Here is a 12,602-nt window from a genome sequence, read left to right on the forward strand (position 1 = left end):
GGGCGAAGCAGGGACGGACGTCCGTCACTCATAGATGATGATTGGATGAGATGATGATTGGAATATCTTTCGTTACAAGCACTTGACTTTTCTTTGATATTCTGCAATGGCTGCATCCAGTCGTTCGTGGGCGGTTGTGTCACCCGGAACGTTGTGCGACGGATGGATGTACAAGTGTACGCCACGGTCGGCAAGGATTTCGGCAACGGTAGTGATGGTCATCCATACCATGGTGACGAAACTCAATGTAGACAACGGACCTACCTTGTCGAAGTGGTTCTTCAAAGGTACGGAGGCGTCTACCAGGGGAACGCAGGAATCCACTACGATATCTGCCAACTGGAAGAGGTTCTTTCCGCTGGAGTGGCGGCTGGCCTTGTCGCCCGTTTCGCTGGCCGAACCGTATACAATAACTTTCATGCCGCGCTTCTTGGCTTCCAATGCCATGTCTATATTGACGGCATTGATACCGGTATGTGAGAAAATCCACATACAGTCTTTGGAATCAAAATCATAGTTCTTCATAATTTCCTGGCCGTAGCCTTCTGCCCGTTCCAGGAAGAGGAACTGATGAATACCCATCTGGCCGATAATCTGCGTGAAGAATGTCAGAGGCAATTCGCAAAGCGGGTGGAATCCTACAAAGCTGCCGATACGCGGATACATTTCTTCTACGGGAATCGTTGCGTGGCCGCAACCAAACGTGTGGACCCAACGACCGGTTTCGATGGAGTCTGCCATAACAGTGGCTGCTTTTTTGATGTTTTCCAACTGGGTAGCTTCCAGCTTTTCCATAATGCCATGGGCATTCTTTAACCATTCGAGTGCTAACATAACTTTTTTGTTTTTTAAGAAGTTAATAAATTTATTTGAGTGAGCGTTTATACAAAAGGAGCATGACGGCAAGTGAGGCAATCATCAGATAAGGATAAAGCCCGATGCCATTGGTGTATTGGGAAACCATTCCCATCAGGCCATTCATTGCAGTCTGGCCAATGAGGGCTATGGCAAGCGCCACGCTGAATGCTGTTCCCGATAAGGACGGGTACCGGCTTCCAAGAATGCTGAGTATCACGGGATACGTGGCCGACAGCCCCATACCTACCAGCACCATGCCGACTGCTGCGCGTGCAAAACCCGGCGAGAACATAAGGAAACAGAATCCTATGGCAGTGAGCGTAAGGCTGTAGGGCAGTACGGTTTCCGGTTTTATCTTCTTGAATATCGCAACCTGCACCATACGTGCCACGGTCAGTCCCGCTACCATGCAGGTCAGTGCAATCAATGCCTGATTGGCCGGAATATCCGTCATCTGCCCAAAGTAACTTGTGGACCAATTGTTGCAGACACCCTCAATGCCGCTTTGGAAAAAAAGAATGAAGCTGAGTAGCAGTAAGCTGCTTTCTTTCAGCAGTCCCAATCCCTCTTTTACCGGGAAACCTTGTGCCTGCTTAGGGGCGGGGAAGCGTACGGGGATGCAGAATATAATGCCCGCAAGCATCACTACACCAATTCCCAGCAAGATGGTTTCGAATGAATAATGCTTGGAAAGGGAGCCCAGCAACATCGGTATGCCCAATGCGCCCAGTCCGTAGAACATGCCCAGAAAGCTGAGACGCGACCCTTTCTCGGATTCTCCCGAGATATCGGATACCAATGCATTGGTTTCTCCGTTGAGGATGCCTCCTCCCAAGCCGATGCCGACGATGGAAGCTTGCAGTAATGGCACACTTTCAAAGAAGGCAAGTCCTTCCATCCCCAGCAGTACGATGATGCAGCTGGGCACCAGCAGGGCTTTATGTCCGAACCGGTCTACGATGGGACCGAAAATCAGGGAACCGGCCAGCATGCCCAGCGGCAGGAAAGTGGCCAGTGAGGTTGTCTGCAACCCGCTCAGATTCAGCTTGGCTATGAGGGATGGCAACACTGCTCCCAATGTAATCATGGAGACTCCGAAGAAACACATCCCGATGCACGCTGCCGTGAATACGAGATTCTTGTGATAACTGTTACTCATACAAGTGATTTTTGATGGCAAGAAACGCTGCTCCTATCAGTCCGGCATTACCGGACAACTGAGAAGGTACAAATTCCACCTGCTTGATGCTGAGCGGCTGCGCCCATTTGCAGGCTTCCTTATAAATGTCATCTATAAAGATACCGGCAGGGCCGAAGACGCCTCCGCCCCAAATTATCTTCTGCGGGTTGAGCAGGCTGACCAGATTTGCGGAAGCCATGCCCCACATCTCGACGGCTTTGTGCAATACGGAGATGGCGATAGGGTCTTTTTCATTATAGGCACTGAACACATCATAGGCCGATATGCGGCAGATGGGTTTCTGGCGCAGTTTCCCTTTGTATGCCTTGTTGGCGCGTACGGCATCGCGTACCCGTGCCCCGATACCATTGCCGGAAGCGTAATATTCGAAACATCCGCATGCGTCATACTCTTCCCGGTAGGGAGGTTGCAGGGCCATCCAGCCGGTGGCGCCGATAATGTCGTTGGCTCCGTGCAACACGTGCCCGTCGATGATGATGCCGGCACCGATACCGGTTCCCACGGCAATGAATATGGCACTGTGACATTCTTTGGCGGCACCTTGCCACATCTCTCCATACATATAGCAGGTACGGTCGCTGTCGATGTATATCTCGATGCCCGGAGGCGTTACACTGCGCAGCTCCTCATAGAGGGGGTAGTTATCCCAGCCCGGTATGTTGGGGGCCCATACCCGGTTGGTTTGGGAGTAAACGATACCGGGGATGCAGACACCTATTCCGTCGATGTGTATACGGCTTCTGCGTGCTACGGTAAGAAGTTTGGCGAGGATATCCGCGGCGAGCTTGCCCACTTCGTGACCGGTTCTTCCTTTCAGGAGCCGTTTGCGGTTAAACATCATGCTTCCGTCCGGAAAGAAAATGGCGCTGGCTATTTTTGTGCCGCCTATGTCCAATGCGATTGTTGCCATGGTGTTATAGTATTTATAGGTTGATTCATTAAGGTTGTATGCAAAGCTATGAATTTATTTCATTCTTGAGGAGTATAAACTGAGGAAATTGTGTGTAAAAAGAGTGTCTAATCACTAAATTGTGTTTAATTTAATTGAGCTTGGATGTACTCTTTCTCAATTAATTAGTTATATATCAGTAGATGAAACATTTTTTAGTGCAGGCGGAAATTCTTTGTTTTATGTTCGTTAACAAATCAAGTGGAAAGTATTCTTGTTTTTGCAGGTTCATCCCACGGAAAAATCCTATATTTGCCACTTACATAAGGAATATGTATGGAAACCAAATCTACGCTCTATAATGAGTTCCCTTTTTTTCTGAAGCGATATTTTCCCTATAAGGTACAGAAAATATCGCTGAATGCCGGTTTTACGTGCCCCAACCGGGATGGAAACAAAGGAGTCGGCGGTTGCACCTATTGCAACAACCAGACCTTCAACCCCGATTATTGCCGTACGGAGAAATCCATTACCCGCCAGCTGGAAGAGGGCAAGCAGTTCTTTGCACACAAATATCCGGAGATGAAGTATCTCGCCTATTTCCAGGCCTATACCAATACGTATGGCGAATTGGAAGACCTGAAGCGGAAATACGAGGAGGCCTTGTCGGCAGACGGAGTGGTGGGCCTGGTTATCGGCACCCGTCCGGACTGTATGCCCGACAGCTTGCTGGACTATCTGGAGGAGATGAACCGGCATACATTCCTCTTAGTGGAGTACGGCATAGAGAGTACCGACGACAAGACACTTTGCCGCATCAACCGCGGGCATACTTTCCATGCCGCCGCCGATGCGGTGGAAAGAACCGCTTCACGCGGAATCCTGACCGGTGGGCATGTCATCCTCGGACTGCCGGGCGAGACGCACGAAAGTATCGTAGCACAAGCCGGTGTATTGTCCCGCCTGCCACTCACTACCTTGAAGATGCACCAGTTGCAACTGATAAGGGGTACCCGCATGGCTCTGGAGTACCGGCAGTATCCTGAAGATTTTCATCTGTTTGATGTGGAGGAATATATCGACCTCGTGATAGACTATATCGAGCATCTGCGGCCGGACTTGGTGCTGGAGCGTTTCGTCTCCCAGTCTCCTAAGGAACTGCTCATTGCACCTGACTGGGGACTGAAAAATTATGAATTTAATCATCGGGTTCAAAAAAGAATGAAAGAACTCGGTGCATATCAGGGAAAGAAGTATGAAATGTGAGAAAAAAGAATTATTTTTGCCGCAACTTTAAATATGGAATCAATCTAAATAAAGAATAATTATGAACCCAAAAACAGTGATAAAAGGAAAAATCCACTACGTGGGAGTGAATGACCGCAATAAGCATTTGTTTGAAGGTATGTGGCCGTTGCCGTATGGGGTTTCCTACAACTCTTACCTGATAGACGACGAAATGGTCGCTTTGGTCGATACGGTAGACATCTGCTACTTCGAGGTGTATCTGCGCAAGATAAAGAGTATCATCGGCGAGCGCCCCATCCAATATCTCATCATCAACCACATGGAACCGGACCATTCGGGTTCTATCCGTCTGATAAAGCAGCATTACCCCGACATCATCATCGTGGGCAACAAGCAGACTTTCGGCATGATAGAGGGCTTTTATGGCGTGACGGGCGAACAGTACATGGTGAAGGACGAGGATTTTCTGGCTTTGGGACATCATAAACTCCGTTTCTATATGACCCCGATGGTGCACTGGCCCGAGACGATGATGACTTTTGACGAAACGGAAGGAGTTCTTTTCGCCGGTGACGGTTTCGGCTGTTTCGGCACGTTGGACGGAGGGTTCCTGGATACCCGCATCAATCTGGACAGATACTGGGATGAGATGGTTCGCTACTATTCTAACATCGTAGGCAAGTACGGCTCTCCGGTGCAGAAGGCGTTGGCTAAGCTGGGCGGTCTGCCCGTTTCCACTATCTGCTCCACGCACGGACCGGTGTGGACGGAAAACATAGCCAAGGTTATCGGCATCTACGACAAGTTGAGCCGTTACGCTGCTGACGAAGGTGTGGTCATTGCTTACGGTTCCATGTACGGCAACACGGAGCAGATGGCGGAAGCCATTGCGGCGGAACTTTCTGCACAAGGCATCAAGAACATCGTGATGCACAATGTGAGCAAGAGCAATCCTTCTTATATCATTGCCGATATCTTCAAGTATCGCGGACTTATCATCGGCAGCCCCACCTACAGCAACCAGATTTATCCTGAGATAGAATCCTTGCTTTCCAAGATTCTGGTACGCGAAGTGAAGGGACGTTATCTGGGATACTTCGGATCCTTCTGCTGGGCAGGTGCTGCCGTGAAGCGTATGGGCGAGTTTGCCGAAAAGAGCAAGTTCGAGATTGTGGGCGACCCGGTAGAGATGAAGCAGGCCATGAAGGACATTACTTACGAACAATGCGAAAACCTGGCACGTGCCATGGCAGAGCGTTTGAAGAAGGATAGAAGTAATTAAAGTTGAATTACCCCTAATTTATTAACCTAATAAAAACAATCACAATGAGACTTATCATTCAATCGGATTATCAGTCCGTATCAAAGTGGGCGGCACATTATGTGGCTGCCAAAATCAAGGCCGCTCATCCGACACCTGAAAAACCGTTTGTATTGGGATGCCCCACCGGTTCTTCTCCGTTGGGCATGTACAAGGAACTTATCGACCTGAACAAGAAAGGCATCGTGTCTTTCCAGAACGTAGTGACTTTCAATATGGACGAGTATGTAGGTTTGCCCAAGGAACATCCCGAAAGCTACTATTCCTTTATGTGGAACAACTTCTTCAGCCATATAGACATCAAGCCGGAGAACACCAATATCCTGAACGGCAACGCTGCCGACCTGGATGCCGAGTGTACACGCTATGAAGAGAAAATCAAGTCCTACGGCGGCATTGACCTCTTCATGGGCGGTATCGGCCCCGACGGACATATTGCTTTCAACGAGCCAGGTTCTTCCCTTGCGTCACGCACCCGCCAGAAGACATTGACTACCGATACCATCATTGCCAACTCCCGTTTCTTTGACAACGACGTGAACAAGGTTCCCAAGACTGCCCTGACCGTCGGTGTGGGTACTGTGCTCAGCGCCCGCGAGGTAATGATTATCGTAAACGGACACAACAAGGCACGTGCCCTCTATCATGCAGTCGAGGGTCCCGTGATGCAGATGTGGACCATCAGCGCCTTGCAGATGCACGAAAAGGGTATCATCGTTTGTGACGATGCGGCTACCGAAGAATTGAAGGTGGGTACTTACCGCTACTTCAAGGATATTGAGGCGGAGCACCTGGATGCGGAAAGTTTGCTGAAGTAAGCAGATAATTATTGTATAATATGGATTAGCGCAGCTTGTTTGATTATGAAAAACAAGTTGCGCTTTCTTTTTGTACTTCGGAACGGCATGATTATCTTGGAAAATGATTACTTTTGCTCGATTTTGTAACCAGAATGGATACTTGAATTTTAAATATGGAAAGTGCGGAGTACTCTTTGGATGAGCTATTATGTCAGTCTCTTCTGTTGTTTCGTCAGTATCGGTTTTATGATGCTCCGGAATGTGGAGAAAAAGCATTCCGGATGTTGGAGGAAGCCCATGTATGGATGGGGCGTACGCAAGAGTGTGTGGATATAGCGAAATGGGGGTGCGTGATAGAGTGTCTTGCGCAGAAATACTACATAGAAGATGATACGGATGCGATTCTGGAAGAAATTGATGCTGCCTTGGTTGTGCATCGGAAGAGATAGAGAAAATCCATGCAGAAGTCACCGCCGTTTATTTGTGGCTGGGGTACTATTTCCTGCTACGTTTCAGAAACCGGGAATCCCGTTCCCATTCCCGTTGTAAACAGATAATGTCCAGCTTGTTGTGTGCTTTGGTCGAAATCTTCCGTAAGGTGGAGAAGGGGGGAGCCCCGACAGAAGTCTTGTCACATCTTTCGGTAGATGTTTGGAGAGAGATCGTCTGCTGGATGGAGCAGGTACATGATTCCCGTCTTTGCGAGAAGCAGTCGTCAGCTTTACTGGCACAATTTTATAAAAGGTCCGGGAAAGCAGGATGCTTTGCTCTAGCAGATTCTGGAGTTTTATTGCTTTTAAGGGGAAATTATCTCTGCTTAGTTTTATCATTTCTGCTTCCACACTTCCACCCACTTCCTGCATCCCTTTATTCATCGGCATTACAAGTGCTGTGGAAGCAACTCAAAAAGGTGGAAGCAACTTTTGCTTCCACAGCGAAAATACGCCGGAAAGTAAGTTAATATCTTGTTTGTTAGTTTATTAATAGAATGTACAGCAATTTGCAAATATCTTGTTTACACGATATGAGTTTCGTGTAAACAAGGTATTAACTTCGTAAAAGACTGTTTACCGATAGACTGCAGCTGGGCTCATAATAGGAATAAGATAGGTGTACAATATGGGGAAACCATGAGTGTAATAGGTGTTCAACGGCTATGAGGCACCTTGTTGACGGTCGTTAGTCGAGTGGTTGACGGCCGTTGGCAGAGCGTATCACGGTCGATAGGCGCTGATAACTCCGTACAGAAAATGGAAAGGAAGCCTATGTAAGGGGAAACAAGCTCTGAGCTATTTGTTTTGTTTGTCACATTTATCTTGTTTTTGTACATTATTGAAGCGTTTTTTTGTATCTTTGAAGGGAGGGGCCGTAAAAAAGCTTATTCTCATCCAAAGTTTAATTATATATACATGAATTATGAAGTGATGTATAGTGCTGTTCATAATATTCTGCTGTACAGTTATTTCTAATGCGCAGACAAATGGCATTGTGACTGATGGGGAAAAAGGATTGCCGTTGGCTGGTGTGAATATTTATCTCCAAAAGGATTCTGTGTATACGCAATGATAATCTGGTAAAGAACATGTTCATATGAAAAAACTGTTATATCTTGGGCTTTTGTCCGTTTGCGTACTGTTAGGTTCTTGCGTAGAGAAGAACGTATCCAATGCTTTTGATAAGGTAGAGAGGTATATGGATGTATATCCTGACAGTGCATTGCTGCTGTTGGAGCAAATTCCTCATCCAGAGAAGCTTCGTGGAAAGCAGCGGGCAGATTATGCATTGTTGTTGACACAAGCACGTGATAAAAACTATCTGGATAGTTTGCAGTCGGATTCGTTGATAAAAAATGCGGTAGATTACTATTTAGAGGGTGATGATAAAGTAAAAATAGGAAAGGCTTTTCTCTATTATGGTAAGGTACTGGATTTGCAAAAAAATGAAGCGATGGCTATGAAAGCCTATTTGGATGCCTATGCAGCGTTGGAGAAGACCAAAGAGTATAAGATGCTGGCTTTAATTCAGCAGTATATGGGTTCTTTGAATAGTGATCGGAAGATGTATGATATGGCGCTTAATAATTATCGAAGGTCTATTTTTTATAGTACGAAAACGAGTGATACTTTGAAAATAGTATATAGTTATCGGAATATAGCTTGGATTTATGAGATTAAGCAAAATTGTGATAGTGCAACTTGGTATGCAAAGACTGGAATCTCATTATTAAAAGGGGATAGTTTGTCTCCGGTATTTTCTTCTCTGCTACATTTTATGGGTGAGCAGGAGAAAAAGAGAAAAAACTATTCTGAGGCAATTACCTATTTTTGTTCGGCGGTCAAAAATGAACGAATTCCCCATCTCGCTTATTGTTATTGTATGTCGTTGGGAGATACTTATCTGCAACTTGGTCAATTAGAAAAGGCAGAAAAGTATTTGAAAAAGGTTTTAGCTTCAAAAGACGACTATACACAATCTGGCGCTTATAATTATCTCTATTTGTTGGAAAAAAAGCGTACTGATTATGTTAGGGCACTTGCCTATAAGGAAAAATCTGATTCATTGTTGAGAATTAGTCGGGAGATAGATTTGCAGAATAGAATTCTTACTTTACAGCGGAAATATGAGGCTGACAAATTAATGATGGAAAATAGGTTGCTTGCGCAAGAAAAACAAATCCAGCAATATGTATGGATATGCATGTGCTTGCTATTGATAGGCTTGGGCATAGTATTATATTGGGGGATAAAGAAGCAATATAGGAAAATATATAAGAAACGCCTTAAAGTGCGTATGGAGAGGGAGTTGAAGGTGTATAGAGAGAATGAACTGGCAATTAGGCAATATATTCATCAAATAGAGGAACTGAGACAAAAGGAAGCGCTGTCGGTGGAAAATACAAAAGAAAAGATTGGGAAATTAAATCAGAAAATGCAAATATTGATGAATGAGAATAAAGAAATCCGTGAAAATTCTGCTGTAAGTGCTCCATATATTTTGGGCCAATTGAAACAAGGCTTGTTACTTGTGGAAAATATGACCCGGCAAGACAAATTGAATGTTTTTGAATATGTGGATTTATTGTCCGGCAATTTTGTTACTCGTCTGCGGAAAGATTATAATTTGAATGAAAATAATCTCTTGTTATCTGTTTTGATAAAATTAGGTTTTTCTACAACAGAACTGCTTCTTGCTTTTGATTGCGAAGAAAACTCTATTTATAGGAAGAAACAAAGGCTAAAAGAAAGGCTTCATTTGGGTAAACAAGATGATTTGGAGGCGTTCTTCAGTTCAAATCCCATCTATTTGTCCATTATAAAAGATGAATAATGATGCGCAATATTCTGATATATAGTGTTTTATTGTGTATGTAGATTGTCCATATATTTATTGTCTATATTTCTTCTTTTTGCACTATCTTTATGGCATAACAATGAAATTCTTATGCTATGAAACTAAAGAGATTTTTGTGTCTTTTAAGCCTATGCGGTTTGTTGTCAATAACTGCAATAGCTACTGATTCGGGGCCTGTGGAGCGAGTGGAAATAAAGCTGTTTGTCACAGATGAACCTTTTACAATGCCAAATGGTCGGGAAAAGGAGCCTCGTTCTATACCTATGCTCGTTCCTTTCTCTGCATTTTTGAGTGAAAGCCATTCTATAGAGTTGGATTTCTATGAAGCTATCGGTGAAATAGAAATTATAATCTCTCAAAATGGAGATGTTATCTATTCTTCTTCCGAGAATGTTGTATCGCCTATATTGAAAAATATCCAATTACCGCAAGGTTCTTCTGGTGTTTTTTTGCTTGAAATAAGAAATGGTGAAGGGGCTTATGCTTTTGGTAACTTTGACTTGTAAAGATATGGAAATATGAGAACGTCGTCATATAATATAATAGTAAAAGTAGATGATGATACAGGGCGTTATGCTTTGTTGAACAGTTATACTCATGCTTTTGATATTGTAAATCAGAATGTATACCAGTATCTCAAGAATGAAGGTAGCGATTGTGATATTTCAGATGAAACAAAGAAGAAGCTTGTGAAGCGGGGGTATATAACCTCTTTGTCGAAAGAAGATGAAAGGGAATTAGTGAAACGGCTTTTAGATAAAATTTATGATGAAGTCCGTTTGAAGAATTTCGGTTTTCATTTTATAATTTCGTATGATTGCAATCTGAGATGCGTGTATTGTTATGAAGACCCAATATTGAATGGATGCGCGTGTTTACCCAAATGCAGGATAACCAAGGAACAAGTAGATAAGGCCTATGAAATAATAATAGAAAAGGATAAGGATAAAACTGGTAGAAAAACTATCCATTTGTATGGTGGAGAACCTTTCTTGGTTGAAAATTATGAAATGCTTGAGTATATTGTGCAGAAAGGTAAAGAACTGGGATATGTGTTTTCTGTAACATCTAATGGATATGACTTGGATAAATATATGGATTATTTAGAAGAAAATTCTAAAATATTTTCTTTTCAAATAACAATAGATGGAGTAGAGGATATACATAATGAGAGAAAACCACATTATAGGAATAAGGATTCTTTTGCTAAAATCACTTCAAACGTAGATAGTTTACTCAAACTTGGAATTTCGGTTTCAATTCGTATAAATACAGACCCTTATACGATGGAACAGGCTGATGAATTATTGGATTATTTCAAAGAAAAGGGGTGGCTTCAATACCAAAATTTTAAAGCTTATTATGCTCTCTTGAGAAAGGAAGTTCCAATAAAAGGAGAAAATGGAGAATATTCGAAAGAGATGTTTACGCAAAGTAGTTTCTTCTGCACTTATCTACAAAAAGGATTGGAAAAACAAGGATGTGGTAAAGTTATGTGTCAGGATTATAGCGTGAGGTCGGTGTTGACAAATATGCTTTTGGGGAAATCTACTCCTTATAAAAGTCATTTTTGCGGTGCGCAATCTGGTATGATTATATTTGATCCTTTGGGTGACATTTATTCTTGCTGGGATGTTGTGGGACAACGGGAATATAGAGTGGGACACTATATGCCAGATTTTGTATTGGAGGATACGTTTGCGGATAAATGGTTTGATTCGAGAGTTAGTAAATTTTCTTGTATTAAATGTAAATATGTGTTGTTTTGCGGTGGAGGATGTTTGGCAAACGCCATACGAACAACCGGAAATTTACAATCAGGTACATGCAATGATTATCCTCGTCTGTTCAATGCCGAAATAAAGTATATTTATAATGAAAAAATAAAGAAAGGTATTGATGAAAACTGAAGATATAGTGTTGAAGTATTTACAGTCGGATAAATGCAGAGAAGAAAAGTATCTTCCTAAAGAATTTTTTTCTGTAACTGTTGTTTTTTTTAAATTGCTTGAAAGTTTAGAAAATGCAGAAATGGATATTCGTTTGGGAATTGTAGAAGCTGAAATAATTTCATTTTGTACATGGAATGCCGATAATGTTTTTTTGGAGTCTCATATATGCGAACTGAAAAATTTGCTAAAATCGGATTTTACATTTGAAAAATTGTGTCGCTGTGAAGTTATATTTAAGTGTATGCGGAATCTTTATCTTGAAAAGTATGCAAATAATGGTGTAATATTGTTGGAGGTTAATTAATGCAGAGAAAAGTATTGAGTGAAGTAGTAGATTATTTGCATAAAGCCTATCCTGATGCTTCTATTGGGGTTGGTGGTTCTGTTGCTATAGGAACTTATAGAGCTGATAGTGATGTTGATATCCTATTTCAACAAGAGGATTGTCATAAAAACTTCTTAGTCTCTTTTTCCCATAGAGGAATTAAGGTCAGTATTTTGGGATTTAGTAGAGATGGTTTGCGTTGGAGCGAGCAGCGATTTCTGATGAACCATCACAATATGCCAGTTGCTTTTATTCTAAATGTGGTAGTTATATATGATAATAAAAAGCTAATAGCTGATTTGAAAGGTTTTATTAGAGAGGCTATAGAGAGACGTAAAGCATTAAAGTATGTCCTGATTGATGAGTTGAAAGTTCGTATTGAAACTCAGTTGCAAATAGAGCCAATTTCATGTTTTGATGCAAAAAGAAAAAGTTGTAACATAATTAATATGATAATTTTTATATTCTATTTGAAGTTTCATGCAGATAGAATTGTGCAGAAATTAGAAGGTTGTAATCCATATGACGTAATAAAACAAGATGATTATATATTATATGAGAAACTGAAGGGATGCTTACCTTATAGTTTTAAATCATATAGGCAACTAAAAGAACTTTTTGAGAATTATATAAATAATGTTTATTAAAAATAGGAAG

General features: G+C 42.6%; 12 protein-coding genes. 9 read left to right on the forward strand and 3 right to left on the reverse strand.

Features of this window, described 5'->3' with window-relative positions; genetic code table 11:
* Positions 1-72: 72 nt before the first annotated feature.
* From H1A11_RS00955 to H1A11_RS00965, 3 genes are read right to left on the reverse strand one after another with little or no spacing between them, the layout of a single operon-like run.
* A complete protein-coding gene (locus tag H1A11_RS00955) occupies positions 73-834 on the reverse strand; it encodes a sugar isomerase domain-containing protein (protein ID WP_117599340.1) in 762 nt (253 codons plus the stop codon).
* 31 nt (positions 835-865) lie between these two features.
* Positions 866-2,017: a sugar MFS transporter gene (locus tag H1A11_RS00960; RefSeq protein WP_117599341.1), complete on the reverse strand. Its 1,152-nt coding sequence runs from the start codon at positions 2,015-2,017 to the stop codon at positions 866-868.
* Entirely contained in the window at positions 2,010-2,969 is a 960-nt protein-coding gene (locus H1A11_RS00965) for an ROK family protein (RefSeq protein ID WP_117599342.1), read from the reverse strand. Before H1A11_RS00965 ends, H1A11_RS00960 begins: the two co-directional genes overlap by 8 nt.
* A 315-nt stretch (positions 2,970-3,284) precedes the next feature.
* On the opposite strand from H1A11_RS00965, the gene H1A11_RS00970 reads away from it, so the two are divergent.
* The 9 genes from H1A11_RS00970 (at position 3,285) to H1A11_RS01010 (ending at position 12,592) form a co-directional block, all read left to right on the forward strand.
* Complete coding sequence (locus H1A11_RS00970; RefSeq protein WP_131225815.1) at positions 3,285-4,214, forward strand: TIGR01212 family radical SAM protein; 930 nt, start codon at positions 3,285-3,287, stop codon at positions 4,212-4,214.
* 61 nt (positions 4,215-4,275) lie between these two features.
* Positions 4,276-5,478, forward strand: a complete 1,203-nt coding sequence (locus H1A11_RS00975) for an FprA family A-type flavoprotein (protein WP_131225817.1) — start codon at positions 4,276-4,278, stop codon at positions 5,476-5,478.
* A 44-nt stretch (positions 5,479-5,522) separates the two neighbouring features.
* A complete protein-coding gene (gene nagB, locus H1A11_RS00980) occupies positions 5,523-6,335 on the forward strand; it encodes a glucosamine-6-phosphate deaminase (protein ID WP_131225819.1) in 813 nt (270 codons plus the stop codon).
* Positions 6,336-6,490: 155 nt separating this feature from the next.
* The gene (locus H1A11_RS18970; protein ID WP_226791304.1) at positions 6,491-6,766 is read left to right on the forward strand and encodes a hypothetical protein; all 276 of its coding nucleotides are present in this window, start codon (positions 6,491-6,493) and stop codon (positions 6,764-6,766) included.
* Positions 6,767-7,907: 1,141 nt separating this feature from the next.
* Positions 7,908-9,644, forward strand: a complete 1,737-nt coding sequence (locus tag H1A11_RS00990) for a hypothetical protein (protein ID WP_131225822.1) — start codon at positions 7,908-7,910, stop codon at positions 9,642-9,644.
* A 119-nt stretch (positions 9,645-9,763) separates the two neighbouring features.
* On the forward strand, positions 9,764-10,174 hold the full coding sequence (locus H1A11_RS00995) for a DUF3244 domain-containing protein (protein WP_226791305.1): 411 nt from the start codon (positions 9,764-9,766) through the stop codon (positions 10,172-10,174).
* 12 nt (positions 10,175-10,186) lie between these two features.
* Positions 10,187-11,578: a radical SAM/SPASM domain-containing protein gene (locus tag H1A11_RS01000; RefSeq protein ID WP_181757608.1), complete on the forward strand. Its 1,392-nt coding sequence runs from the start codon at positions 10,187-10,189 to the stop codon at positions 11,576-11,578.
* Entirely contained in the window at positions 11,568-11,924 is a 357-nt protein-coding gene (locus tag H1A11_RS01005; protein ID WP_181757609.1) for a hypothetical protein, read from the forward strand. The genes H1A11_RS01000 and H1A11_RS01005 overlap by 11 nt, the downstream gene beginning before the upstream one ends.
* A gap of 14 nt (positions 11,925-11,938) precedes the next feature.
* A complete protein-coding gene (locus H1A11_RS01010) occupies positions 11,939-12,592 on the forward strand; it encodes a nucleotidyltransferase domain-containing protein (protein WP_181757610.1) in 654 nt (217 codons plus the stop codon).
* Positions 12,593-12,602 lie beyond the last annotated feature (10 nt).

Source organism: Bacteroides sp. CACC 737, from assembly GCF_013874375.1.
Lineage (GTDB): Bacteria > Bacteroidota > Bacteroidia > Bacteroidales > Bacteroidaceae > Bacteroides > Bacteroides uniformis.

Excerpts from the sequence above, each read along its gene's own strand:
- H1A11_RS00955 (WP_117599340.1), bottom strand. The coding sequence starts at position 834 with ATGTTAGCACTCGAATGGTTAAAGAATGCCCATGGCATTATGGAAAAG.
- H1A11_RS00960 (WP_117599341.1), bottom strand. The coding sequence starts at position 2,017 with ATGAGTAACAGTTATCACAAGAATCTCGTATTCACGGCAGCGTGCATC.
- H1A11_RS00965 (WP_117599342.1), bottom strand. The coding sequence starts at position 2,969 with ATGGCAACAATCGCATTGGACATAGGCGGCACAAAAATAGCCAGCGCC.
- H1A11_RS00970 (WP_131225815.1), top strand. The coding sequence starts at position 3,285 with ATGGAAACCAAATCTACGCTCTATAATGAGTTCCCTTTTTTTCTGAAG.
- H1A11_RS00975 (WP_131225817.1), top strand. The coding sequence starts at position 4,276 with ATGAACCCAAAAACAGTGATAAAAGGAAAAATCCACTACGTGGGAGTG.
- nagB (WP_131225819.1), top strand. The coding sequence starts at position 5,523 with ATGAGACTTATCATTCAATCGGATTATCAGTCCGTATCAAAGTGGGCG.
- H1A11_RS18970 (WP_226791304.1), top strand. The coding sequence starts at position 6,491 with ATGGAAAGTGCGGAGTACTCTTTGGATGAGCTATTATGTCAGTCTCTT.
- H1A11_RS00990 (WP_131225822.1), top strand. The coding sequence starts at position 7,908 with ATGAAAAAACTGTTATATCTTGGGCTTTTGTCCGTTTGCGTACTGTTA.
- H1A11_RS00995 (WP_226791305.1), top strand. The coding sequence starts at position 9,764 with ATGAAACTAAAGAGATTTTTGTGTCTTTTAAGCCTATGCGGTTTGTTG.
- H1A11_RS01000 (WP_181757608.1), top strand. The coding sequence starts at position 10,187 with ATGAGAACGTCGTCATATAATATAATAGTAAAAGTAGATGATGATACA.
- H1A11_RS01005 (WP_181757609.1), top strand. The coding sequence starts at position 11,568 with ATGAAAACTGAAGATATAGTGTTGAAGTATTTACAGTCGGATAAATGC.